Source organism: Paraburkholderia sp. J11-2, from assembly GCF_905220185.1.
GTDB lineage: Bacteria > Pseudomonadota > Gammaproteobacteria > Burkholderiales > Burkholderiaceae > Paraburkholderia.
In genome coordinates this window covers 138,763-163,006 of sequence record NZ_CAJMYY010000020.1, presented here as the reverse complement: position 1 = coordinate 163,006, position 24,244 = coordinate 138,763, and the positions used below count along the sequence as shown (strand labels likewise).

Sequence of the window (24,244 nt, the reverse complement as noted above, 5' to 3'; positions counted from 1 at the left end):
TGTAAGCATGCTTGCAGCCCGGTGTGTCACTTAGGCTGCGGCGGCCGTGCCCGCACCTTCAGCAGCCGCCTGAGGCGCGGTAACTTCGACAGGCGCCGCCACTACGAGCTTCGGCGCTCGCACTTTTCGCGCGACGGGTGACTTCGCTGCTGCGCCGTTCCTCGCAGCAGCCTTGCGTGCCGGCGCTGCCTTCTTCGCAGATACCTTCCTGGTTGCCGTGCTCGTCTTTGCAGCAGCCTTCTTCGCTGTCGGCGCCTTGGCCGGCTTCGCCACAGGCTCAGCCTTTTCAATCAGGAACTTCGACCGGTCCTTCGCGCCGGCGAGCCATGCCGGTGCGGTGCCACGACCAGACCACGTCGCGCCGGTTTTCGGGTCACGATATTTCGGCGGCTGCGGTCCACGCACGTAGTTACCCGCCTTAGGCGCTTTCACAGCGGCAGCCGATTTCGGTGCTGCATCGGCAACCAGGAACTTGCTTCGGTCCTTTGCCTTTGCAATCCACGCGGGAGCACGACCATGGCCAGTCCACGTCGCGCCAGTTTTGGGATCGAGATACTTCGCAGCGGACGAACCCTGCTTCGCCGTAACCGCTTTTCCCGGTTTGCGGCCGCGACGCTTGCCGACGAATGCCTCAATTTCGGCAAGCGTCACGGCATGCTTGTCCATCAAACCGCGAATCTTTTCGAGTACTGCCGTCGATTTCGTTGTCGCCAACGATTCTGCCTGAGCCTGCAACTTTGCGATTCGTGCCTGAATTGATTGGAGTGTGGCCATTCGTGGTTTTTCCTTTGATGAGATAGTTTTTCCCACTATGCCACATCGGACGACGAATACAACATTTGGTACCGAATTACTTTGCGTTCAGCAGTGAGAAACATTACTGTCTATTTCTGACCCGCTCGCAACGCCGCGTCCGAATCAGGCTGGTGAGTGAATTGGGTGCGACACCGACGTTTGGACAAGATATGGAAAGAGAAATATACAAGGGATATGTTTTGTGGGGCCACGCTATCGCGCAACAATCGGAGATCCTCACGCCTGAACGCTATGCGGGGAGCGGCACGGTGACCCGGGACAACAAACTCATCAACGCTTCAGGCGTTCTGGATTTGTTTAATTCTGAGGATGCTGCGCAGGAGGCAGGACTCGCATGGGCACGTGCCTGGGTGGATACCAACGGATAGCGCCAATCGTTGCGCAACGATAAAAACCCACGCCTGCCCGGCGTACTTCGCCCCTCCACTTCAATCCATCCCGTTCTTACGCGTTATTCAGAATCGGCGGCGTGCGCGAATTGATCATCGAAGCCCCTTTGCGCGACACAACCAGGATTTTTTCCCACTGAAAGAAGTTAGCGGTACAGCCGGAAGCATGCGGTAGAATACTGTGCAAACATACAGTACTATGGCGCAGTGAGTGCGCGGCTTGCCGAGCTTCCGACCGTGAACTTCGACTGGGAAAAAAGATGAACAATCGTGCGGGCACTGCGTTCCGGCGCAAACACTCAAGGACCGCCCGGACAATTCCACAGTAGTTGCAACGTGACAAGCCACCGCACACGCCGCATTGCGCATCTCGACATGGACGCTTTTTATGCATCCGTCGAACTGCTGCGCTACCCCGAATTGCGCGGCAAACCGGTCGTAATCGGCGGCGGGCGCAATGCGGCACCAGAAGTCCTGCCCGACGGCACGCGCCGCTTTGCGCGACTGCGCGACTATGTGGGCCGCGGCGTGGTCACGACTTCGACCTACGAAGCGCGCGCCCTCGGCGTTTTCTCCGCGATGGGCATGATGAAGGCCGCACAACTCGCGCCCGATGCCATCCTGCTGCCTACGGACTTTGATTCGTACCGGCGCTATTCGCGCCAGTTCAAAGACGTGGTGCGCACGTTCACGGACCAGATCGAAGACCGGGGAATCGACGAGATCTACATTGACCTCACGGGCATCGAGGGCGAATCGAGCGAACTTGGAAACCGGATCAAGACGGCCGTGCACGAAGCGACCCGCCTCACTTGCTCTATCGCCATCGCACCGAACAAGCTGCTCGCAAAAATCGGCTCGGAGCTCGATAAGCCGAATGGTCTCACCATACTCACGATGGACGACCTCGAGTCGCGCATCTGGCCGCTTCCGGCAAAGAAAGTGAATGGCATCGGCCCGCGTGCAAGTGAACGCCTGGCGAGCCTCGGGATCGGAACGGTCGGTGAGTTGGCCTCGGCTGACCTCGGACTATTGCAGGAGCACTTCGGGCGCACGTACGCCGCGTGGCTGGCCAGAATCGCCCGAGGCCTCGACGATCGCGCCGTCGTGGTTTCCTCCGAGCCAAAGTCCATGAGCCGGGAAACGACGTTCGAGCGTGACATGCATGTCGTGCGCGATCGTGCGGTCCTGACGCCGGCGTTGACACGCCTTTGCGAACGGGTTACCGAGGATCTTCAGCGCAAAGGGTACCGTGGCCGAACGGTAGGCCTGAAAATCAAGTTCGCCGACTTCAAGATCGTCACTCGCGACCTCTCGCTCACCGAACCGGTGGCAGATGTCGTGGCTATCCGGCGAGCTGTCGGCGAATGCCTGAAGCGCGTGTCGCTGGATCGGAGGATCCGCCTCATCGGTGTACGCATTGGCTCTCTCGAGCGCGCCACGGGTACTGCATCCGCCGCCGTGCCGACGCAGGGCGAGTTGCCTTTCGATTGCTGACGCTCGATCGCCGGCGTTCGATCGATCCGAAACAGGCCTTTTTCGAACAATTCACTACGGGCAGAATTTCGGTTAGATTCTCAAAGCGTCTATTCCAGAAGACTTTCAGGCACATTTCAGCAAAGACTTCTTCGCATGAGCTCGCGCGTACCCACGGTCGACGTCTTCCGTCCATTTGAACATGGCATTGCCCACAATCATTTCAGTGTGCAGGGCGAACCGCCAGAACGTCGCTTGCTCGCCTGGCGGGATCGAGTGGGCCATCTCATTGACGTGGTGCCCTCGCTATCCGCCCTGGAGAAGCCGTTTCAGGCCTCAATTGACCGCTATGCGGTGAATAACCTTGTATTTACGGATTGCCGGTCGGACCTGCTTGTGCTCGAACGCTCTCAGGCACGGATTTCGACAGACCGGGTACGCGACTTCGTCTTCCATGTGTTTCTGGAGGGTGGCGTTGAGAACGTGGTCACGCGCACCTCGCAGCGCGACAGCACTCCCGCGCCCGCCAGCATTCTTGCGCTCGATCTGAACCAGGCGATTCGAATGCAGCGCCAGGCATGCAGGGTGGTCACGTTTTTCGTGCCGGGCGAGTTGGTGCAAAAGGTGTTTCCTGATCCGGAAGCCATCCACGGCCGTATGCTTCACGCGTCGATGCCACTTGTGACACTGATTACCGAACACGTTGCGGCGCTCAGTGGGAGAATCGCAAGCCTGAGCGCCGCGGAGGCGGACGGCGCCATACGCGAGGCGGCGGAGCTGCTTGTCGCAGCGTTTGGACGGCAAGCGGGCCTGAACGGCGACACTCGTGCGGCAGCCCGGGCGGCGATGTTCGCTCAGGTACGGCGCTATATTCAGGCGCACCTGACTGAAAGCGACCTCTCCCCTGAAAGTGTGCTCAATGCGCTTGCACTTCCTCGCCCAACCCTCTATCGCCTGTTTCAGCACGAAGGCGGCCTTGGCGCTTATATCCGAAACCTTAGGCTACGTCGCGCAGCCGATGAACTGGTCCGGTATTCGCACGTCACGGTGATCGAGATTGCCTACGGACTCGGCTTCAAAAGCGCCTCCGATTTCACACGCGCCTTCCGGCGCGCGTACGACATGGCGCCGCAGGATTTTCGGGCGCTCGCTAGCAGGCGGCTGCAGTCGCGCTGACAGGCGTCGATGCCTGTGCGCCAGGTTCATCGTCCGACGCGCCGCTCCTTGAAAAACGTCAGCACGCAAAAGCTCACGCAACACGCGGGCGCAACATACCATGCCGCAGACAGGGATTGCCGCTCCATTTGACCAAACCGGTCACAATGAATTGAGCGGTGCTGCCTAATAGAGCAACACTCAACGCATACCAGCAGTAAAGCAGACAACGCGGAAGCCATGAATCCAATGATGGCGGGCATGTGCATCCCACGTGCCGCATAGCTCGGCATGAGGTAGACAATCGCGTACACCGGTATGGTTTGCCCCATGATCATCAGCGTCGCCAGCAGGATCGTCCTCCCATGTTCGCGACACAGTTGGGCAAGCGGTGTGCCGGCATGTCTGGCGCTGTTGGTGAAAATCGGTTCGTCGCGAAGCCGCAGGCGAACATAGAGGTCAACTGGTGCAATCAGAAGACCGATCAGGAACGGGATGCGCCAGCCCCACGAAGCGAGCGCTGCCGGCGACACCGTGCTGGTGATTAGCAGCCCCAGGGATGCGCCCAGCAACGCCAGATATCACGCGCGAGCCCATGCAGAATTCATCGACCGCGAAACGCGGGCGAGCGCCGTCGTGCGAATGCGTCATTGACTTCAGTTGGCCGGGCTTGCTGCCAATGCAATCCGCGCCTTCTCCTCCGGACTATTCGCCTTATAGTATTTGTCCGCCCACTTGCGGTCGGGTTGCAGCATCAGCCGTTGAACGGTTCTACGCTGCTGCGCCTCGATGCCAATGGCGCGAGCCCGATAGTGCTCGTATAGCCGCATGAACTCGGCGAGGTAAATGGCGGCAATTCGCGTGTCCTTTATTTCGAGCAGGTTCTCGTCATTGAAATGCTCCGAGTTGTTGCTCATGTTTGCCGAGCCTGTGTAAACAATAGGATTGTCTCCCTCGGCATCGATGACAATGAATTTATGGTGGATGATGACCGGAGCGTAACCAGGCGCGACTTCGCCGGGAAAAAGCCGAAGCTCAGGCTCGAATCCTTCGGGCACGGTCGCCGGGGAGAAGTACGACGCGTCGATGACATCGCGGTTTTCCTTGCTTCGATGATAGAGCGCAAGGTTGGCCAGAGCCGTGGTACTCACCACTTCTCCCGCTTTTTGCGCCTCTTGCGCATTCTGAGCGGACTTTTCACTGATATTGTTGACGAGGCCGAACATCATTCGCCCCTTGTCGCCAGCCGCAAAGCAGGCGTCGCGAAGCGGCTCGTCAGTCGGCATGAAGAGGCAAAACAAAACGGAATGCCGCGCCTTGCCTATCGCTTCTACGATCGTGTCGATCTGGGTACGTTTGCTTTTCGCCTCCGGAGAAAAGCAAACGCGCACGGCTGCGCTTCCCACCGTCACGGCGTCCGACCAACCATCCGCGAGTTCAGCGGTTTGATTGATGGGCGGATTGCTGGCTATGGCCTTCGTTCTGTCGTCATATCGTTTCGCGAGATTGGCCGAATCGAACAGGTGGAGCACGTTGGCCTGTTCCGTGATGCCTTCCGTTGTGAAATTCGCGGAACCCGCAAGGACGAATGCCGGATTACCTTGTCTATCGCCCCTATCCGTCACGATAAGCTTGTCGTGCATGATATGAGTCTTGTCACGGGGGCAGAAAGTCACAACGCTGTTCAGTGCATCGACCGTGGGTTGATTGGGTGACGGCGCGGGAGATTTGCCTTTTTCGCGAACCAGGTGCGAGTCGTAGACAACGGCAACATTCCCTTTTCCGTGGGCCGTTCCAAAATCCTTGAACGCCGGTATCGCCCAAAGCGGGTCCGTCAAGTGATAGACAGCTGCTGCAGCGTGGGACGAGTCCAGGAATATTTCCTTGAACACAAGCTGCATATCGTTAGCAAGCCATGTTCGAAGTTGAAGGGCCTCTGCGGCCGGCGGCGCGCTATGTGGATCGATTCCCATGGCCTTGACCTGCCGCGCAAAGGCCTGCGAGCTGACCACCGCGCGGTTGAACCACGTACCCACGCCGTCTTCGATATGCGCCGGAAGCGTAACCTCACACGAACTCGCCTCTGCGTTCAGCAGATTCGGATTGTCCGGCGTACCGACTACCGGATAAACGGTGTACGTGAACTGCTTGCCCCTGTCGGCCTCCTCGATGCGCGCGTCCCACCACATAAATTTTTGAATCGGCGCGGTGTTCGAAGGCGCATCGGGCTTCCCATCCGGCACGGGCCCTTTGAACGTGATTCGATTGGGGAGCCAGTTGCTTGCCGCATGAGATTTCCCGTCCGGATTCGTGAAACCGGGGGCTCGCTCGATGGCGAAACCCAGGAAGTCGGCGCGTGTGGCACCTTCTGGCCAGTCGAAAGCGAGCAAAACCAACGTGGGGGAAAGATAACTGCGGATCTTCGTCGACATCGTTCACCTCGTCTGTGTTGGCCAAAATCTGGAGTTTCGACCAGCAGTTTGTTGAGACAGTGAATGGTGTATGTTACGTAGATGTCGTTTCAATGACGCAGCCCAAGGTCAGTGAGTCTACAGCGTAAAACATCATGAAACCTGTTCGTACCATTTCGACCGTCGAGGTCCATACCGGCGGCGAAGCCTTCCGTATCGTCACGAGCGGATTGCCGCGCCTGCCGGGCGACACGATTGTGAAGCGTCGCGCGTGGCTAAAAGAGAACGCCGACGAAATCCGCACCGCCTTGATGTTCGAACCGCGTGGTCACGCCGATATGTACGGCGGCTATCTGACCGAGCCGATTAGCCCAACCGCCGACTTTGGTATTATCTTTCTTCACAACGAGGGCTATAGCGACCACTGCGGACACGGCGTGATCGCGCTGTCTACCGCGGCAGTCGAACTTGGCTGGGTTCAGCGCCAGGTCCCGGAAACGCGTGTTGGCATCGACGCTCCCTGTGGCTTTATCGAAGCATTCGTTCAGTGGGATGGCGAACACGCCGGCAACGTGCGATTCGTGAATGTCCCGTCGTTCATCTGGAAGCGCGACGTGATTGTTCAAACGCCGTCCTTTGGTACGGTGAAGGGCGATATCGCTTTTGGCGGCGCCTTCTACTTCTATACCGACGGTCAGCCGCATGGACTCGCCGTGCGCGAGTCGTCGGTCGAGGAACTCATCCGGTTCGGCGCCGAGGTGAAGGAAGCCGCGAACAAGGCGTACCCCGTCGAGCACCCCGAGATCCCTGAAATCAATCACATTTACGGAACCATCATTGCCAACGCACCGCGGCACGAAGGTTCGACGCAAGCCAATTGCTGCGTGTTCGCGGACCGCGAAGTGGACCGCTCGCCGACCGGCTCCGGCACCGGCGGCCGCGTCGCTCAGTTGTACCTGCGTGGCGAACTTGGCAAAGACGAGACCCTTGTGAATGAGTCCATCATCGGCACGGTTTTCAAAGGACGCGTGCTCAGCGAAACGACAGTCGGCGACTTCAAGGCAGTGATTCCGGAAGTCGAAGGCAACGCGTTTGTCTGCGGCTTCGCAACCTGGATCGTGGACGAACGCGACCCGCTGACTTACGGCTTCCTCGTCCGGTAAGCGTTTCCCCCGATAACGCGCCGTTACGAAACTCGCACCGCCGTTGCACCTGTGTCCGGCCCCGCCGCCTACACTCCGAACCGCGCTCACCAGAAACGCATGATATTGAGTCAATTTTCAAGCTAAAATTTCCCGCAAGCGATTATCATGAACGTCAATAACCGAATCAGGATGTTTGCCGCGGCGGCCACTTTAGGACTGGCGGCAGCCGGAACCGCACAAGCCGCAGGCTGCCTCAAGGGCGCTGTCGTGGGTGGCGTAGCGGGACATTATGCAGGTCACCACGCCGTGGTTGGCGCCGTCGGCGGGTGTATCGTGGGGCATCACATTGCGAAGAAGAATGCGGAAGAACGAGCCGCACAACATGAAGCGGCCCGCTCCCAGAAACTCACTACCTGATTCCGGGCTGGGCCTTTCGCTACCGCCGCCAGAGCCGCCCTTTCAAGCTGTGATATCGTGGCGGCACGCGACTTGCGCTATATTCTGCTCAAGAGTTGCATTCAGAGCGAAGCACAACTAGAAATGGACGAACGAAAACGCGAAAGCATCGTGGCCTATCTGCAGCGTCGGATGGCCGAATATGGAATCGAACCGGACGATATTGCTGCCTCAATTGCTGCGGATGCCGCGCAATTGCGAGCCGCCCGTTACCGGGATGCGGCTGGCCACACGTGGGACGGCAAAGGCGACGCCCCGCGGTGGGTGGTGCAGGCGACAAGCGCGGGGCAGTCGCTCGAGCATTTTGCTATCGGCGAGACGGCCGAACAGCAGCCGGCCCAACCCCCGAAGGTGGACTGGCGGCAGGACCCGTTTGCCGGCAGCCGTTTGGCAACTGTAAGGACAGAGCATAGCGGCGCGGCTTGAAGCCTTTCAATCGAATTCGACGTCACCGTTATTGCGTAGTTCATCCAGTCGTCGAATTTGTTCCGGCAGAATTCGGCCTTGCGACAAGGCAGGAAGGTCGTCGACATCGAAGAAGTGAGCCGCATTAGTTTCGGCTCCGGATATCTCGCCCGCTCGAACGATCTCCCCAAGAAAAACCAGCTTCCAGATGTGAAACACGGAAGGCGGATGGCCGTGCTTGAGCATGTCCCACACTGCCAGCAGCCGAACGACGTTGACCGTGTACCCGCTTTCTTCAAGCACCTCTTTTGCCGCGTTTTCAGCCGGTGAGACACCTACGTCGGCCCAGCCGCCGGGTAAAGACCACAAACCGTCCACAGCTTCTCGCACGAGAAGAATTTGGCCAGCCGGATTGAATACGGCACATCGCACATCGAGTTTAGGATTGGCGTATCCCGTTTCGGAAGCAAAGAGCGCAGCAACTTCGCCCGATTGCAGGGATGCCATTTCCGCGAGTTGCTGATGCGCGATGCCGGCGATTTCAGCATACCTTTCCGTGTCGAAGGCGCTCGTCGCGTAGTGCAAACCCGATTGCGCAAGCGCCAATAGCCGGCGAGCCTGCGCGAGACGGGCTTTCAACAACTCATGGTCGGAAGGCGTGGGCATGGTCGCGTGATCGCGAATGGGAATGAAGCATCGCTGGTTTATTTTTTTGCCAGCACTTCCTGATGCGCCTTTACGAAGTCGGCCATGCTGTTGAAGCGGAAATCGACTTTCGGTTGCGAGCCGGGATTCATTGTCGCGCCAAAGCCGGGCTGCGCATAACGGCGGTAGATCCAGCACGACGCCAACCCGCATTCATTGGCAGGCTTGTGGTCGTGAAAGAGACTTTCGGCAGTGTGAAGGATTTTCGCCTTCTCGATGCCACGCTCGCCGAGTTTTTCGAGCATGTAGTCGAAGTTTCGCAACGAGGGTTTATACGAGCCCACGTCTTCCGCAGTGAAAATAGCGTCGAACTTAACCTGTAGCCTTGCGTTGCTATAGGTGAACGTCTCATTGTCGACGTTCGACAGAATCACCAGCTTATAGTGCTTCTTGAGGTACTGCAGCGCGGCAACGGTGTCCTCGAATGCCGGCCAGTTCCGCACCGACCGCCCGTATTCCACGCACTCCTCGTGCGTGAACGGCAGTCCCCACTCCTCGGCCAGCCGCTTGTAGACGATGGGCAGCAGTTCCTGGTATCGCCTGGCCGGCGTGTAGCGCTGCTGCGAGGACTCGTGACGCGCGTGGGCTTCCAGAACCTGGTCCTTCGTGAGCGCCGTGCCAGCCCGCTCGAGCAGCGGTTTAAGGCCCTCGAAAATGCCGCTTTCCCAATCGATCAGCGTGCCGTAGCAGTCAAAAGTCAGTGTGTCGAAGTCAGTCAATTCCACGGTTACTCACTCCTCTCGGAAGTGCCGGACGAAGATCACAGTGTATAGGCCGCTTCGACATCATGAATCAAACAGTAGCGATCGATTCCGACCCGGCACGCTCCGGCCGCCAGAACGCGAATACAAGCACTCCAACCAGCGCCTGAGCGGCCACGACGAACGCCACGCACCCCGCCCAGCCCCAGCGATGCCAGGCCGGAATGGGCAGCACGGCGCCGAGGCTGCCGCCGAAGTAATAGCAGGAGAGATAGATGCCGATCGCCGTCGTCCTGGCCCCGGCGGCGGCATGGGAAATGAACGCATTGGCGCAAGCCTGCTCGACAAACACCGCCGTCGAACCGAGCGCGAGCCCGGCGAGAATCGCGCCAACGCTCTCGGAGAGCGTGAGCAAGCTCCCCGCGATGGCGAGGCCAACCGCCGCGAGCGCAAGGTCGCGCGGCCCGCGGTGTCTCGCCATACGGCCCGAAATGGGCGTGACGACCACCGCCACGAGAAAAACCGCATAAATCGCGCCGATGCCCGCCGTCGAGAAATCGAACGGCGCGCGCGTGAGCCGCAGACCGACGAAGGAGAACGTCGCGACCTGAGAGGCAAGCACGCATGCGCCCACGGCGAACGAGGCGAGCACCGGGCCGCGCATCACGGGCTTCCATTGCGTCCTCGTCGCGCAACCGCCCTCCACACGCACGGCCCCCGATGCGGGCAAGCTCGCGTAGATCGCGAGACCGGTGGTGAAGCTCAGCAGCGCCACGATGTCGAGCGCGTGGCGCCACCCGAGCATCGACGTGAGCAGGTTGGTGACAAAACGCCCCGCGAAGCCGCCCAGCGTCGTGCCCGCCACGAAGATCGCGCTCACTTCGGTGGCGCGCTCATGGTGATAGCGTTCGCCGATATACGAGATCGACATGGCGAAAATGAACGGCATCAGCACGCCGGCGGCGAAGCGAGCCGCGAGGAATGACGCAAAACCCGACGCATGCGCGGACCAGACCACCGGCAGCGCCGATGCGAGCGCGGCGGCGACAATCACGGTGCGCCGGTCGAAACGCGCCGCCAGGGCGCCGACAAACGGCGCGATAATGGCGACGGCCAGCGTGGTTGCGCTCACACCCTGCCCGGCGCGTTCCGCACTCACACCGAACGCAACGGCGAGTTCGCGCAGAATGCCTTGCGTGGCGTAGAGATTGATGAAGGCCGCGAAGCCGCACAGGAAGAACGCGGCTCGAATGGATGGGTCTTTCACGCTTGACGCCCTGTCTGGTCCAACCGACAGTCTGAGGATCGGCCAACGCGTGCGCCAATACCGTTTTCGTCGCCATTGATACCGCCAGAACAAGAATGCTCGACCTGCGCCGCCTCCGCTATTTCGTCACCGTTGCCGAAGAATTGCACTTCGGGCGCGCAGCCGTGCGCCTGAACATCGCGCAGCCGCCACTCACGCGCCATATCGCGGCGCTCGAAGCCGAACTCGGCATTCGGCTTTTCGAGCGTTCGACACGCGCGGTCAAACTCACGCCCGAAGGCGTGTTGTTCCTCGAACGGGCGCGCAGCGTGCTCCACGCCGTTGGCGAGGCGCAGGCCACCGCGCGCAAGCTCGCACAGGGCGTGACAGGCCGTATTGCGATCGGTTACACGAGTTCGATTCCGATGTCCGATGCGTTCGCCGAAATCGTGCGCAATGCAGGCCGCGAACTGCCCGAGGTGGAGCTCACATTTTGCGAGGTCGCAACCGCGAGTCAGCATCGGCAGATCGTTGAGGGCGCACTCGATATCGGCTTTGGCTGGTCGGCAGCGAACGCGCTCGAAGACGGCTTGCGTTCGCTCGTGATCGCGCGCGAGCCGCTCGTCGCCGCGGTGCCGAGCGGCAGCGTGCATGCGCACAAGCCCTCGCTCGACTTCGCCGAGCTTCGCGACGAGACGTTTCTGATTTTTCCGCCGGGGTATGGATCGGCGTTGACTGCGGCGCTCGATTCGTTGTGCGCGCAAGTAGGTGTGGAGCCGCGTATCGGCCCCACCGCTTCGCAGACTGCGACGCTCGTATCGCTCGTGGCGGCCGAGCGCGGCGTCGCCATCGTGCCGGCCTTCACTATGGCGCTGCAACGCTCAGGCGTGGCCTATGTGCCGTTGAACGGCGCACCGGTGCTCGAACAGGCTGTCTCGTGGATCGAGCCGTTCACATCGACATGTGTCGAGCGCTTTGTCGAGCTTGCGCAGTCGGTTTCGCAACGGGAAACGCGCGGCGCTTGATCCGTTCTTGAGCCGCGCGCTTTTCAAACAGGTGCCGACGCCGCGCTCGCCGTTCGCGTGGCATGCGTGGCCCGCTCCAAGCGCGCCACGCCTTCGCGAATCTCATCCACGTTCGGCGCGGCGAACGAAAGGCGCAGCGAAGCGGTGTCCGGATCATCGGCGAAGAAAGCCTTGCCCGGAACGAAAATTACCTTGTTCGCTATCGCGTTCGGCAAGAGCGCGTCGATTGCCACGCCGGGAATACGCGCCCACACGAACATGCCGCCTTCGGGCTGATGAAACGCGATCGCATCACCGAGTTGCGCGCGCAATCCATCGCAAAGCGCTGCGCATTTACGCTGATACGCTCGCGTGATGTGCGGAAGATGCCGTTCGAGCGAACCCGCCTCCAGATAGTGCGCGGCGATCGCCTGGGTCCACGGCGTACTGCACAGGTCGACGGTCTGCTTGGCGATCACGCAGCGGCGCGTGATTTCGGCGGGCGCGATGGCCCAGCCTACGCGCAAGCCAGGCGCGACGACCTTCGAAAGACTCGAGAAATGCACGATCCAGTCACGTGCGCCCTGCACTTCGCTTGCCAGCGCCAGCATCGACGGCACCGCGTTGCCTGCGAAGCGCAGATCGCCGTACGGATCGTCCTCGACGATCACGAAGCGGTATTGAACGGCGAGACGCAAGAGCGCCAGGCGCCGCTCGCGCGTGAGTGTGGCTCCGGTAGGGTTCGCGAAGGTCGGCACCGTGTAGAGCAGCTTCGGCCGGACAACCGCGCCCGAAGCGAGCCGCGCGGCGAGGCTGTCCACGTCGATACCGTCGCCGTCTACCGGCACCGTCACGACATGCGCCTGCTGCAGCCTGAGCGCCTGCAGCGTGGCCGGATAGGCGGGCTGCTCGGTCAAGGCCGTGTCGCCCGGATTGAGCAGCACGCGTAGCAAGAGGTCGAGGCCTTGCTGCGAGCCGGTCGTCACGAGCATCTCCTCAGGCGCGCAAGTTACGCCGCGGCGCGCCATCAGCGCGAGCAGTTGCGTCTTCAACTCGGGCAAGCCGTCGGTCGGGCCGTACTGAAGGCAGCGCGTGGACGCCTGCCAGGCTTTTGCCGATGCCGCCTGCAGTCCGTCGGCGTCGAACAGATCGCTGGCCGGATAACCGCCCGCGAAGGAAATCATGCCTGGCTCTCCCAGGTACTTGAAAAGCTCGCGAATGGGTGAACCGGCGGGCTGCTGAAAAGGCGCGGTGAAATCGTACATGGCGTAATGGAGTCGATGACGGTTAAGCGCGGCAACGCACAAGCTTCGATTGTGGTCAGCCCTTACGGGCGTATCAAACGAAATCTAATCACGACATCATGCGGTTTGCTCATTAAGCCTTCGCGCAATAAAAAAGCCCGTGAAATCACGGGCTTCGTTTGCACGGCCTTAAGGCCTGCCATCACACGACATTCTTTTCGACGATCGGCCGGTTTTCCAGCACGCGCGACCAGTCGAGCGAAGAAAGATCGAGCGTGCTGTATCTGCCATTCAGAATCAGCTCGCTCACGCCACGCCCGGTTGCCGGCCCCTGTTGCAGACCGTGCCCGCTAAACCCATTGGCGAATATGCAATTGTCGATGGCCGGGTGATAACCGATGATGGCGTTCTGGTCGAGCACGTTGTACTCGTAGTAACCGGACCAGCAGTTCTCCACGCGCAGCGCCTCGAACCCCGGCACGCGATGCGCGAGCGTGGGCCAGATCACATCGTCGAAAATCGCGTGATCGACTTCGTCGAGCGGCAGATCGTTGGGATCGTTGTCCGCGCTCGGCGACGTGCCGGTGATATACGTATTGCCTTCGGGGCGGAAATACACGCCCGACGGATCGATCAACAGCGGACACGCAGTGAGCCGCGCCGGCGACGACACGTTGAAAATGCTGCGGCGGCGCGCATAAACCGGAATGTCGATGTCCATCATTTCCGCAAGCTTGCGCGCCCACGCACCGGCCGCGTTCACGACCGTGTCGCACGCATGGCGTTCGCCGTCGCTCGCGATCACGTGCGTGACCTTGCGGCCGCTGCGCACGACGCCGGTCACATCGGCCGCCACATAGCGTGCGCCGAGCGACTGCGCCTTCTTGCGCAGCGCCTGCACGAGGCCGTAACCGTCGAACCAGCCCTCGCCGCTGCGGCCGTACGCGCCGCTTGTCAGATCCTCGACGTTGAGCCACGGAAACTTCGCTTGCAACGCGTCGCGCGCCATCAGTTCGATGTCCGCGCCAAGGCTCGTTTGCAGCGCGTGATTTTCGCGCAGCGTCGCGTCGCCCGCTTCCGTGGCGAGGAAAAGATAGCCGCCCTCGTGCAAATCGATCGACGGGCGGCTGCCGTTCACTTCGAGCCGCTCACCAATGCCGCGCAGAAACTCGATGCCGAAGAGCGACATCTGGATCGACAACGGCGTGGAAAACTGCTGCCGGATCGACGCGGCCGAAAGCGCCGACGACGAGCGCGCATAACTCGGGTCGCGCTCGAACACGGTCACGGCAACCGTGGGGTCCGCCGCGCGCAGAAAATAAGCAATAGAACTACCGATTACCCCGCCGCCAACGATAACGACTTGAGAACTCACGACTTGCTCCAGATTGCGGATAACTGCGGCGCGCATTGATTTGTTTTGCGCGAATCGATCCATCGACCGGACGCGCAATGCGCCCGGTCTTGCCTGCTCAGCTCAGCGAAACGCGCTTACTCGACGTTGAAGTCGATGCCCTGTGCGAGCGGCAGCGCCGACGAATAATTGACCGTGTTGGTCGCGCGGCGCATATAGGCCTTCCACGCGTCCGAGCCCGATTCGCGGCCGCCGCCCGTTTCCTTCTCGCCGCCGAACGCGCCGCCGATCTCCGCGCCGCTCGGCCCGATGTTCACGTTCGCGATGCCGCAATCGCTGCCCGAGGCCGACGTGAAGCGCTCGCTCTCGCGCAGGTCCGTCGTGAACACGCACGACGAGAGGCCGTGGTGGGCGGCGTTGTTCGCTTCGATGGCGTCGCCGAAGTCGCTGTACTTGAGCACGTAAAGAATCGGCGCGAAGGTTTCCTTCAGGACCACTTCGGTTTGCGACGGCATTTCGACGATCGCCGGGCGCACGTAGAAGCCCTTTTCGTTGCCCGCCACGGTGTGGCGCTCGCCGCCGAACACCTTGCCGCCCTCGCGCTTTGCCTGCTCGAGCGCCGACTGCATGCGCGCGAACGACTGCTCGTCGATGAGCGGCCCCATCAGCGTGCCCTGTTCGAGCGGATTGCCGATCACGACCTTGCCGTACAGCGTCTTCAGGCGCTCGACGGCCTTGTCGTACACGCTTTCGTGCACGAAGAGACGGCGCAGCGACGTGCAGCGCTGACCCGCGGTGCCGACTGCCGAGAACAGAATGCCGCGCAGCGCGAGTTCCAGATCGGCGGTAGCGGAAACGATGCCTGCGTTGTTGCCGCCCAGTTCGAGCAGCGAGCGGCCGAAGCGGCGCGCGACTTCCACGCCGACCGTGCGGCCCATTTCGGTGCTGCCCGTTGCGCTCACGATGTTCGAACGCGGGTCGGCCACGAGCTTTGCGCCCACGTCGCGGCCGCCAACGACCAGGCTCGTGAGGCCTTCGGGCGCGTCGCCAAACTCTTTCAGCACGTCCTGCATGATCTTGTTGACGGCAACTGCCGTGAGCGGCGTTTTTTCCGAAGGCTTCCAGACCACGGCGTTACCGCACACGAGCGCGAGCGCGGCGTTCCACGACCACACGGCGACCGGGAAGTTGAACGCGGAAATCACGGTGCACACGCCCATCGGATGCCATGTTTCCGCCATGCGATGGCCCGGACGCTCCGAAGCAATCGTCAGACCATAAAGCTGACGCGAGAGGCCGACCGCGAAGTCGCAGATGTCGATCATTTCCTGCACTTCGCCCAAGCCTTCCTGGAAAATCTTGCCGGTTTCCAGCGACACGAGGCTGCCGAGCGCGCGCTTCTGTTCGCGCAGCTTGTTGCCGAGCAGGCGCACGAGTTCGCCGCGGCGCGGCGCGGGCACGTTGCGCCAGGTCTTGAACGCCTCCTGTGCCTTCGCGAGCACGGCGTCGACGTCCGCTGCCGACTGGCTCGCGACGCGGCCGATCAGCTCGCCGTTGATCGGCGAATGCACGGCGATGTCGCCCGCTTCCGCGAGATGGGAAATACCGAGATCCGAGAGGATGGAGGAGGCTTTCATAGGTAGAATCCCTTAAAAATTTCCGATACGAAACATTGATACTTTAGGAAACTATACACGCGCATTTTTCTGGCGACAACACAAAAACCAAGGGATTTTCGCCATGCCGCGTGCATCGCATCCGCAGGGCCTTCCGCCACGAAGATCGCATGGGGCCGCCCCGCCGGTGCGTGCTTGATTTCCTATTGGAAACAATGCATTGGGCGCCGACAAAAGCGGCGCCCTTCGAAGAAGCAACAGCGGTTCAGGTCAGTCGGTGGTTCGCGTCGTGACCGGCACCCACGCCACGTTCTTGACCTGATACAGCGTCGAACTCGGGCTCTTCAGGTCGCCCTGGGCATTGAACGCGATCTTGCCCGTAATGCCATCGTAGTTCGTAGCCTTCAGCGCGGCGTTGAACTGCGCCGGCGTTGCGGAGCCCGCCTTCTCCATTGCCGAGATGGCGACCCACGCCGCGTCGTAGGCAAACGGCGCGTAGGCGAGCATGTCGATGCCGTACTTCTGCTTGAACTTCGCCTCGAAACCCTTGCCCTTGGGCAGCGTGCCGAGCGGCTGGCCGTATTCCCATACCGAAGCGCCATCGGCGGAATCGCCGGCGAGCTTGATGAAGTTCGCGTCCATGACGCCGCCGCCGGCAAGGAATTGCGCCTTCAGGCCAAGCTGACGCATGCGTTTGACGATCATGGCCGCCTGCGCGTCGAGTCCGCCGAAGAACACGAGATCCGGGTTCGCGCGCTTGATGCTCGTGAGCTGGGCGCTGAAATCCACGGCCTTGTCGTTCGTGAACTCGCGCGCGACGATCGTGCCGCCGCTCGCCTTCACAGCTTTCTCGAACTCGTCGGCCTCGCCCTGGCCGAAGGCCGTACGGTCGTCGATGATGGCAATGCGCTTGGCCTTCGTCACCGTCGCCGCATAGTTGCCCGCGTTGCCGGCGTTTTGCGAGTCGGTTGCGATCACGCGGTAGATGGTCGGGAAACCGCCCTGCGTGATGGCCGGATTGGTCGCCGCCGGCGTGATCATGGGAATGCCCGCCTTCGCGTAGATCTTCGAGGCCGGCAGCGTCGTGCCCGAATTGAAGTGGCCGATCACGACGGCCACGTTGTCGTCCACGAGTTGCTGCGCGACCTGCACGCCAATGCGCGGATCGCTCTGGTCATCCTGCGAGTCGATCACGAACTTGACCGGCTTGCCGCCGATGGTGGGATGCGCGGCGTTCGCTTCGTCCACGGCCAAGCGCACACCGTTCTCGATGTCCTTGCCATACGCCGCGCCGCCGCCCGTGAGCGGGCTGGCCACGCCGATCTTGACGACCATTTCCTGCGCGCTCACCGCGCCGGCAACCAACATCAACGACGCTGCGATCGCGCAGCTACGACGAGAAGCGAGGAAACGAGAGTGCATGCGATATTCCTTCGGTATCTGAAGCCGGCACGTGATGCGTCCGAATAGTCGCGCGGACCTTCGGCGCACAGGATTCGTCTCGCGCCGCACGATGCCGGGCGGCGGGACGTGAACGGATTGTCTGCAGCGCTTACGCGTGCATCAAACGAAATCTAATCACCACGTAATGCGCTTTTCTCATCAAGCCCGCTCACGCGGGGAATCCGGCAACGCGTGGCGCACGCTCTGCAGACATTGGGAGATACCCGATAGCGCCGATACGCCTGCTTGTGCGTGGACGTGATCAAAAAGCAGATTGTGCGGGCGCCCTGCCTTGCGCGAACTGGGTTTACGTCAGAAATCATCAACTTGCAGATGACCGGATTACTTAGTCATGCATACTGATAGGCGGCATGACACAGTCGACGCCACACAATACGCAAATGTTATGATCGGAAACATAGAGTACGATACGAACAACTAGCGAACACCCGAGTCCCCGAATGGAAACCTCGTCCCTCAAGCCCGCCGAGCCTGCTTCGGCGGAGCTGGGCAAGCGCGTCAAGGCGGCCCGGCTGAAGCACGATTACACGCTCGAGGCCGCCAGCCGCGTGTGCGGCGTGTCGCGCTCCACGCTCTCGAAGGTGGAAAACGGCGTGATGTCGCCGACGTTCGACGTGCTGCAGAAGATCGTTCACGGCCTGAAGATCGACCTCGGCGAACTGTTCGGCTCGGCGCCCAGGCCGCGCGCGAGCGGACGCCGCGCGCTCACGCGCAAGGGCGGCGGGCAGCAGCATGCAGCGGGCTGCTATCAAATGGAGTTGTTGGCAACGGAACTCGCGCACAAGGCGATGCATCCGTTTCGCATTCGCGTGACGGCGCACTCGCTGGACGAGTTCACCGAATGGGGCCGGCATGAAGGCGAAGAATTTCTCTTCGTATTGAGCGGCTCGGTTTGCCTTTACTCCGAGCTTTACGCACCGACACATCTCGAAGCCGGCGACAGTATTTATTTCGACAGCCGCACGGGTCATGCGGCCGTCTCCACGAGCGAAGAAGACGCGGAAGTCCTCTGGCTCATCAACGAGCCACACCCGGACACGCAAGACGGCGCGCCGGGCGTTTGAAACACCCGCTTTACGCGGCGTTCGCAGTCATTTTGAAAATGCCGGTGGCATTGCCCGCGTCGAAGCGCAAGTCGGTCTGCCAGCGGCGCGTGGCCTGATCGAACGTGCGCTTGCGCGTGATGAACTCGTAGAACGAACCCGGCACCTCGCGCGTCACGCGCTGGCCGTCGGCGGTTCGGAACTCGCGCGCCACAGTATCGGCGCGATACGCGGTTTGAAACACGCGGCCCGAGCGCGAAGTCTCGACGCTGGGCTTCATCGGGCGCCCCTTGGACTTCTCGTCGTCCGAGAGCTTGAAGACGTCTTCCACGCGGTCGGTCGCGTGATTGAAGGCGTTGCCCTCCGTTGCGATCCACGCCATTTCCGCCGATTCCTGCAACAACGTCTCGTAGTCCGAAACAGATGGCACATCGTGCTGTCGCGCGAATGCCCCGACGATCAAGGGCAGCAGCTGCAGTGCCGCATCGATCGGCAGCGAGCCGTCGCGTTCGAGCTCGGAAAGCTGCGCAATAGCCAGCGGCGTGAGCGGGTCCTTCGACGCGCCCACCACGTTCGTCACGGCTTGCTGGAACGCTGCCGAAAAGCGCTCGGGGTGCAGTTCGCTCACGAAGAACTGCGCGATCTCGTCGGGCGCGTCTTCGTGGGCATAGGCGCGCCCTGTCATGCCGAGCTTGTCGAGCGGATAGCGGCCGTTCAGGCGAAAGCCGAGCGGGCGCAGAATGCGCGTGAACGCCGCTTCGCCGGGCGGCAGCGCGCCGTTGTGCGCCCAGCGCACCGTGCGCAGCGCGCCATGGTCGAAGTACACCGCGCCGCCCTGCGCCACCGTATCGTTGGTGTACGTGCGCCCGTTGGGCGAACGCTCCAGCAGGTCTTCAAACAGCGCCATGTTCATGGCCTGGGCGAGTTCGGCGCGCGTGACGGTGCCGCTTTCCCAGTCTTCGAGCATCGAAGGAAAGTTCAGCGTGGCAAAGAGGGTTTCGGTTTTCTCGCGGCCAAGCAGCGCGGACAACAAGCGTTCTACGTTCGAATTGCGCATCACCAATCTCACAGGAAGCGACCGCCTGCCAACCGGCAGCGGTCATCAAACGGGGCCGCTGGCCATCGGCTTCGGCCAGCTATACGTGAAACGCATTATTCGAATGGTTGCGCGCCGCGTAAAGCGAGATTAAATTGTCACTTGATGAGTTTCCGGAATCAACATGCGCAAGTTCAAGATCCCGAACATCGGCGCGCTCACGGCGTTCGAAGCCGCGGCGCGGCACGAGAGCTTCACGCACGCCGCCAAAGAGCTGTTCCTCACCGAAAGCGCGGTGTCGCGCCAGATCGCCACGCTCGAATCGAATCTCGGCGTGCGCCTTTTCGTGCGCGCCAAGCAACGGGTCGTGCTCACGCGCGCGGGCCGGCTCTACAGCACCCAGGTGCGCCGTGCGCTTGAAAATCTGGACCGGGACACGCTCTCCATCATCGCGCACGGCAGCGGCGGCGGTTATCTGGAACTCGCGGTGCTGCCGACCTTCGCCTCCGAATGGCTGATTCCGCGCCTCAAGGACTTCTACGACCGCACGCCCGACGTGCGCGTGAACATGGGTGTGCGCACCGAGACCTTTTCGTTCGAGGAATCGCATTTCGAGGCCGCCATCCACTACGGCAAGCCGACCTGGCCCGGCACGTCGTCCGATTTTCTGTTCGGCGAGGAAGTGGTGCCGGTGTGTTCGCCGTCGCTGCTTGCCCGGCCCATCAAGAAAGCGCATGAACTGCTCGCCTACCCGCTGCTGCACTCCACCACGCGCCCGGACGGCTGGACGCGCTGGTTCTCGGACCTCGGCGTGGAAGACAACGCCACCATGCACGGCGTGCGCTACGAACTGCACACGATGCTGATCGCAGCCGCCGCCGCCGGGCTCGGCGTGGCGCTGGTGCCGAAATTCTTCGTGGAAGGTCAGCTCGAACGGTTTGGCGTCGTCATTCCGTTCGAGGCGCCGGCTATTGCCGATGGCGGCTACTACTTCGTCTACCCCACCGAACTCAGCCACGGCAAGCCGCTGGAACTGTTCCGCGCGTGGCTGCTCGAGCAGGCAAGCGCCTACAGCGCCTCGCAAGGCCGCGACTGACCTGCAAATCGCAGCGCGCACGATATACGATCAGAAAAAAGTTTCCTATAGGAAATAGTTGGGTTAGCATCGGAAGAAATCACTTCTTCGTCGCGAGACTGACATGGAAGACGTCGTCGTCATCGGTGCGGGCATCGTCGGGGCCTGCGCCGCGCTCAACCTGGCGCAGCGCGGCCTGCGCGTGCGTATCGTCGACAGCGCGCCGCCCGGTTCGGGCTGCTCATTCGGCAACGCCGGGCTGATCGCGGTCGACCATGTCGCGCCGCTCGCGAGCCCCGAGACGATGGCCGGCCTCTCGCGCATGCTGCTGCGCCGCGACAGCCCACTGCGTCTGCACAAGCGCAGCTTGCCGCGCATGGCGCCGTGGATGCTGGAGTTCGCCGCCCAGGCGCAGCGCCCGCGCTTTCGGCGCAACACGCGCGCGCTCGCCAGTCTCGTAACGGGCGCGGCGCGAGCCTGGCGTCGTCTGCTGGATCGGCATATCGCCACCGAACTCTTTCGCGACATCGGCTCGCTCTACGTGTTCGAGCAACCCGTTGCGCACGCAACGGAACGTGCGCAACTCGATCTGCTCGACCGGCACGGCGTGCGCTACGAGACGCTCTCGGCTGAGCAGGTTCGGCGCGACTATCTGCCTTCGCTCACACCGCATATCAGCCATGCGCGCTACTTTCCCGGCATGGCTTCGGTCACGAATCCGCAGCAGATCGTCGTGCGCATTGTCGAGGCCGCGCTCGCAGCGGGTGCGAGTTTCACTTGCGCCGCCGTCGACGCATTGCGTGTCCTGCCCGACGGCCGCGTCGGCGTCACGCTGAACGGCGAGACGCACTCAGCGGCGAAGGTGTTGATCGCAGCCGGCTCGCGTAGCGCCGAACTCGCACAGCAACTCGGCGCGAGGATTCCGCTGACCAACGAGCGCGGCTATCACGTCCAGCTCGCCGCACCCTCGCAAGACACGCTGCGCGTGCCCGTGAGCTTCGTCGAGCGCGGCTTCACGTGCAATCCGATGGCGCAAGGCATCCGGCTTGCCGGCACCGTCGAGCTCGGCGCGCGCGGCGCGCCCGACTGGCGTCGCGCCGATCTGCTCGCCACGCAATTCCACACGCTCTTTCCCGGCGAGCCAGCCCCGCAGGTCGCGAGCCGCTGGTATGGCGAGCGCCCCACGCTGCCCGATTATCTGCCGATGATCGGAGAGGTCTCCGGCGCGCGCAATGCCTTCGTCGCGACCGGCCATCAGCATCTTGGCCTCACGCTCGGGCCGCTCACCGGCGAACTCGTCGCACAATTGATGGCGCGCGAGGCGCCCGCCGTCGATCTCGCGCCGTTTCGCATCGACCGCTTTTGAGGCCGCGGCTGCCATTCACGCCGCCCCACCCACGCATCATTTGTCAGGAGAGACTCTTCGATGGAGCCCATCGCGATTTACGACGCAACCGCCACGGCGCGCCTGCTCGACTTCGGCGCGCTGCTCGACGCCCTCGCCACCGCCGCGCAAGACCATGACGCGGGCCGCATTCACGCACCCGTGCGCACGGGTGTGCCGCTCAAGGGCAACGGCGTCATGCTCTCGATGCCCGCCAGCGCCGACGACATCGCCATCCACAAGCTCGTGAGCGTGTGCCCCGCCAACACGGCGCTCGGCCTGCCGACCATCTTCGGCGCGGTGACGGTGTGCAACGGCGCGACGGGCCAGCCCGAGTTCATTCTCGACGGCCCGACCGTGACCGGGCGGCGCACCGCGGCGCTCTCGATGCTGGGCGTGCGCGTCTTTCACCCGGGCGCGCCGCGTGCGTTTCTGCTGATCGGCACCGGCCAGCAAGCGCGTTTTCATGCCGAGGCAATCGGTCAGCTGTATCCGGCGGCAACGCTCTACGTGAAGGGCCGCACCGAGGCGTCCGAAGAGGCATTCCGCGCACACCTCGCGCAATCCGGCGTGCACGCAACGCCCGCGCACGGCGCCGTGCCCGAAGCAGTCGATGTGGTGATCGCCGCGACCACGAGCAAGACGCCCGTGTATGACGCCGAGGCCCGCAACGACCGGCTCGTGATCGGCGTTGGCGCCTTCACGCCCGACGCCGCCGAAATCGCGCAGGAAACGGTGCGCGCAAGCCGCGTGTTCGTGGACGATCTGGCAGCCGCGCGCGAAGAAGCCGGCGACCTGCTGCAGGCCGGCATCGACTGGGCGGACGTGCGCACGATCGGTTCCGCTGTGGCGGACGGCGCGAAGCAGGACGGCACGCCCGTGCTGTTCAAAACGGTCGGCAGCGGCGCGTGGGATCTCGCAGCGTGTCGAGTGGCGCGCGACAAGCGTTAGACCGCCAGCCGGATGCCCGGATTAGAATCGCACATCGGTCGCGCAGCGCGATCCTATCCGAGGCACAAGGCAGACGAACCATGACGACGAGCGCTCCCCAACCCGCCGTAAAAGTCCTGCGCGGCGGGGTCATCGAAACCACGCATGTCGCCCACATTGCCGTGGTCGACGCCCAGGGCCGCCTGCTCTACACATTCGGCGACCCGCATCGCATGACGCTCGTGCGCTCGGCGGCCAAGCCCGCGCAGGCGCTCGCCGTGGCCGAGACGGGGGCGCTTGCGCGCTTCGGCTTCGACGACGCCGATCTCGCGCTCATGTGCGCCTCGCACAGCAGCGAAGACCGCCATATCGAGCGTACGCGCGCGATGCTCGCCAAGGTGTCCGCTTCGGAGTCGGACCTGCGTTGCGGCGGCCATCCGCCGTTGTCCGACGCCGTGTACAAGGCGTGGATCAAGCGCGACTTCACGCCGGGCGCGGTGTGCAGCAACTGCTCGGGCAAGCACGCAGGCATGCTTGCGGGCGCGCGCTCCATCGGCGCGGCGCTGGCCGACTACCATCTGCCTTCGCATCCCTTGCAGCAGCATGTGAAACGCGTCGTGGCCGAGGTTTGCGATCTCCCCGAGACGGGCGTCGAGTGGGGCATCGACGGCTGCAATCTGCCTACGCCGGCCTTCCCGCTCGACCGGCTCGCGCGGCTCTTTGTCAAGCTCGCAGACGCGCAGGATCACGTCACTATCGCGACCGACTCGCGCTCACAAGCGCTCGCCCACATCTATCGCGCGATGACGTCGTATCCGGAACTCGTGGCGGGCGAAGGCCGCTTCTGCACGGCGCTCATGAACGCGTTCGAAGGCGCGCTCGTCGGCAAGCTGGGTGCAGCGGGCAGTTATGCGATTGGCGTGCGCGCAAATGCGGCGACTGCGGCGCACACGGGCGGCCCGGCATTGGGTATCGCGGTGAAGATCGAGGACGGCGATCTGACCGCGCTCCATGCCACCGTCGTGGAAGTGTTGAGGCAACTGGGCATCGGCACAGCGGAACAGATTGCACAACTAAGCAAATTCGACGCCCCGCACATCGTCAACACGATGGGTGTCGAAACGGGCTACGTCGCGCCGCAGTTCACGCTGGAGCGCTGCGATCGCCCATTCGGCAAGTAAGAAAATGA

23 protein-coding genes are annotated in these 24,244 nt (G+C 62.3%); 12 read left to right on the top strand and 11 right to left on the bottom strand.

From position 1 onward, the window contains the following. Positions 1–30 precede the first annotated feature (30 nt). A complete protein-coding gene (locus U5A57_RS26615) occupies positions 31–774 on the bottom strand; it encodes an H-NS family nucleoid-associated regulatory protein (protein ID WP_321914610.1) in 744 nt (247 codons plus the stop codon). A 191-nt stretch (positions 775–965) separates the two neighbouring features. On the opposite strand from U5A57_RS26615, the gene U5A57_RS26610 reads away from it, so the two are divergent. The 3 genes from U5A57_RS26610 (at position 966) to U5A57_RS26600 (ending at position 3,857) form a co-directional block, all read left to right on the top strand. Next, positions 966–1,184 (top strand): hypothetical protein, encoded by a 219-nt coding sequence (locus tag U5A57_RS26610; RefSeq protein ID WP_321914636.1) that lies wholly within the window; start codon positions 966–968, stop codon positions 1,182–1,184. A 357-nt stretch (positions 1,185–1,541) separates the two neighbouring features. Continuing rightward, the gene (dinB, locus tag U5A57_RS26605) at positions 1,542–2,702 is read left to right on the top strand and encodes a DNA polymerase IV (RefSeq protein ID WP_321914635.1); all 1,161 of its coding nucleotides are present in this window, start codon (positions 1,542–1,544) and stop codon (positions 2,700–2,702) included. A gap of 135 nt (positions 2,703–2,837) precedes the next feature. Continuing rightward, complete coding sequence (locus U5A57_RS26600) at positions 2,838–3,857, top strand: AraC family transcriptional regulator (RefSeq protein WP_321914609.1); 1,020 nt, start codon at positions 2,838–2,840, stop codon at positions 3,855–3,857. Positions 3,858–3,883: 26 nt separating this feature from the next. Here the strand turns inward: U5A57_RS26600 and U5A57_RS26595 are convergent, their stop codons facing one another. Together U5A57_RS26595 and U5A57_RS26590 are read right to left on the bottom strand one after the other, a co-directional pair. Next, positions 3,884–4,408: an MFS transporter gene (locus tag U5A57_RS26595; protein WP_321914608.1), complete on the bottom strand. Its 525-nt coding sequence runs from the start codon at positions 4,406–4,408 to the stop codon at positions 3,884–3,886. Between the two features lie 84 nt (positions 4,409–4,492). Then, the gene (locus U5A57_RS26590) at positions 4,493–6,268 is read right to left on the bottom strand and encodes a phospholipase D-like domain-containing protein (RefSeq protein ID WP_321914607.1); all 1,776 of its coding nucleotides are present in this window, start codon (positions 6,266–6,268) and stop codon (positions 4,493–4,495) included. Between the two features lie 134 nt (positions 6,269–6,402). Here U5A57_RS26590 and lhpH point away from each other — a divergent pair, with 134 nt between their 5' ends. The 3 genes from lhpH to U5A57_RS26575 all read left to right on the top strand — a co-directional run bounded on the left by lhpH (position 6,403) and on the right by U5A57_RS26575 (position 8,274). Then, positions 6,403–7,410: a trans-3-hydroxy-L-proline dehydratase gene (gene lhpH / locus U5A57_RS26585; protein ID WP_321914606.1), complete on the top strand. Its 1,008-nt coding sequence runs from the start codon at positions 6,403–6,405 to the stop codon at positions 7,408–7,410. Between the two features lie 147 nt (positions 7,411–7,557). Next, entirely contained in the window at positions 7,558–7,809 is a 252-nt protein-coding gene (locus U5A57_RS26580) for a hypothetical protein (RefSeq protein WP_321933353.1), read from the top strand. A gap of 123 nt (positions 7,810–7,932) precedes the next feature. After that, complete coding sequence (locus U5A57_RS26575) at positions 7,933–8,274, top strand: H-NS family nucleoid-associated regulatory protein (protein WP_321914633.1); 342 nt, start codon at positions 7,933–7,935, stop codon at positions 8,272–8,274. A 6-nt stretch (positions 8,275–8,280) separates the two neighbouring features. On the opposite strand, the gene U5A57_RS26570 is transcribed toward U5A57_RS26575, so the two are convergent. The 3 genes from U5A57_RS26570 to U5A57_RS26560 all read right to left on the bottom strand — a co-directional run bounded on the left by U5A57_RS26570 (position 8,281) and on the right by U5A57_RS26560 (position 10,926). Beyond that, positions 8,281–8,919 carry an NUDIX hydrolase gene (locus U5A57_RS26570; protein WP_321914605.1) on the bottom strand — a complete coding sequence of 213 codons (639 nt, stop codon included), beginning with the start codon at positions 8,917–8,919 and terminating at the stop codon, positions 8,281–8,283. A 38-nt stretch (positions 8,920–8,957) separates the two neighbouring features. Then, positions 8,958–9,683: a haloacid dehalogenase type II gene (locus U5A57_RS26565; RefSeq protein ID WP_321914604.1), complete on the bottom strand. Its 726-nt coding sequence runs from the start codon at positions 9,681–9,683 to the stop codon at positions 8,958–8,960. A 67-nt stretch (positions 9,684–9,750) separates the two neighbouring features. Next, positions 9,751–10,926 carry an MFS transporter gene (locus tag U5A57_RS26560; protein WP_321914603.1) on the bottom strand — a complete coding sequence of 392 codons (1,176 nt, stop codon included), beginning with the start codon at positions 10,924–10,926 and terminating at the stop codon, positions 9,751–9,753. 95 nt (positions 10,927–11,021) lie between these two features. Here U5A57_RS26560 and U5A57_RS26555 point away from each other — a divergent pair, with 95 nt between their 5' ends. Beyond that, positions 11,022–11,930, top strand: coding sequence for a LysR substrate-binding domain-containing protein (locus tag U5A57_RS26555; protein ID WP_321914602.1), 909 nt, complete (start codon positions 11,022–11,024; stop codon positions 11,928–11,930). Between the two features lie 23 nt (positions 11,931–11,953). On the opposite strand, the gene U5A57_RS26550 is transcribed toward U5A57_RS26555, so the two are convergent. The 4 genes from U5A57_RS26550 to U5A57_RS26535 all read right to left on the bottom strand — a co-directional run bounded on the left by U5A57_RS26550 (position 11,954) and on the right by U5A57_RS26535 (position 17,491). Beyond that, on the bottom strand, positions 11,954–13,174 hold the full coding sequence (locus U5A57_RS26550) for a PLP-dependent aminotransferase family protein (protein ID WP_321914601.1): 1,221 nt from the start codon (positions 13,172–13,174) through the stop codon (positions 11,954–11,956). A gap of 181 nt (positions 13,175–13,355) precedes the next feature. Further along, positions 13,356–14,528 (bottom strand): FAD-binding oxidoreductase, encoded by a 1,173-nt coding sequence (locus U5A57_RS26545; RefSeq protein WP_321914600.1) that lies wholly within the window; start codon positions 14,526–14,528, stop codon positions 13,356–13,358. 116 nt (positions 14,529–14,644) lie between these two features. Then, positions 14,645–16,144, bottom strand: coding sequence for an aldehyde dehydrogenase family protein (locus tag U5A57_RS26540; RefSeq protein ID WP_321914599.1), 1,500 nt, complete (start codon positions 16,142–16,144; stop codon positions 14,645–14,647). A gap of 249 nt (positions 16,145–16,393) precedes the next feature. Continuing rightward, the gene (locus tag U5A57_RS26535; protein ID WP_321914632.1) at positions 16,394–17,491 is read right to left on the bottom strand and encodes a branched-chain amino acid ABC transporter substrate-binding protein; all 1,098 of its coding nucleotides are present in this window, start codon (positions 17,489–17,491) and stop codon (positions 16,394–16,396) included. A 536-nt stretch (positions 17,492–18,027) separates the two neighbouring features. Here U5A57_RS26535 and U5A57_RS26530 point away from each other — a divergent pair. Beyond that, positions 18,028–18,651: an XRE family transcriptional regulator gene (locus tag U5A57_RS26530; protein ID WP_321914598.1), complete on the top strand. Its 624-nt coding sequence runs from the start codon at positions 18,028–18,030 to the stop codon at positions 18,649–18,651. Positions 18,652–18,661: 10 nt separating this feature from the next. Here the strand turns inward: U5A57_RS26530 and U5A57_RS26525 are convergent, their stop codons facing one another. After that, positions 18,662–19,687 carry a DUF1338 domain-containing protein gene (locus U5A57_RS26525; RefSeq protein ID WP_321914597.1) on the bottom strand — a complete coding sequence of 342 codons (1,026 nt, stop codon included), beginning with the start codon at positions 19,685–19,687 and terminating at the stop codon, positions 18,662–18,664. Between the two features lie 163 nt (positions 19,688–19,850). Here U5A57_RS26525 and U5A57_RS26520 point away from each other — a divergent pair, with 163 nt between their 5' ends. From U5A57_RS26520 to U5A57_RS26505, 4 genes are all read left to right on the top strand, one after another. Beyond that, the gene (locus U5A57_RS26520) at positions 19,851–20,762 is read left to right on the top strand and encodes a LysR family transcriptional regulator (protein WP_321914596.1); all 912 of its coding nucleotides are present in this window, start codon (positions 19,851–19,853) and stop codon (positions 20,760–20,762) included. Positions 20,763–20,865: 103 nt separating this feature from the next. Beyond that, on the top strand, positions 20,866–22,107 hold the full coding sequence (locus U5A57_RS26515; RefSeq protein ID WP_321914595.1) for an FAD-binding oxidoreductase: 1,242 nt from the start codon (positions 20,866–20,868) through the stop codon (positions 22,105–22,107). A gap of 60 nt (positions 22,108–22,167) precedes the next feature. Beyond that, positions 22,168–23,076: a bifunctional Delta(1)-pyrroline-2-carboxylate/Delta(1)-piperideine-2-carboxylate reductase gene (lhpI, locus tag U5A57_RS26510; protein ID WP_321914594.1), complete on the top strand. Its 909-nt coding sequence runs from the start codon at positions 22,168–22,170 to the stop codon at positions 23,074–23,076. A gap of 80 nt (positions 23,077–23,156) precedes the next feature. Then, the gene (locus tag U5A57_RS26505) at positions 23,157–24,236 is read left to right on the top strand and encodes an asparaginase (protein WP_321914593.1); all 1,080 of its coding nucleotides are present in this window, start codon (positions 23,157–23,159) and stop codon (positions 24,234–24,236) included. Positions 24,237–24,244 lie beyond the last annotated feature (8 nt).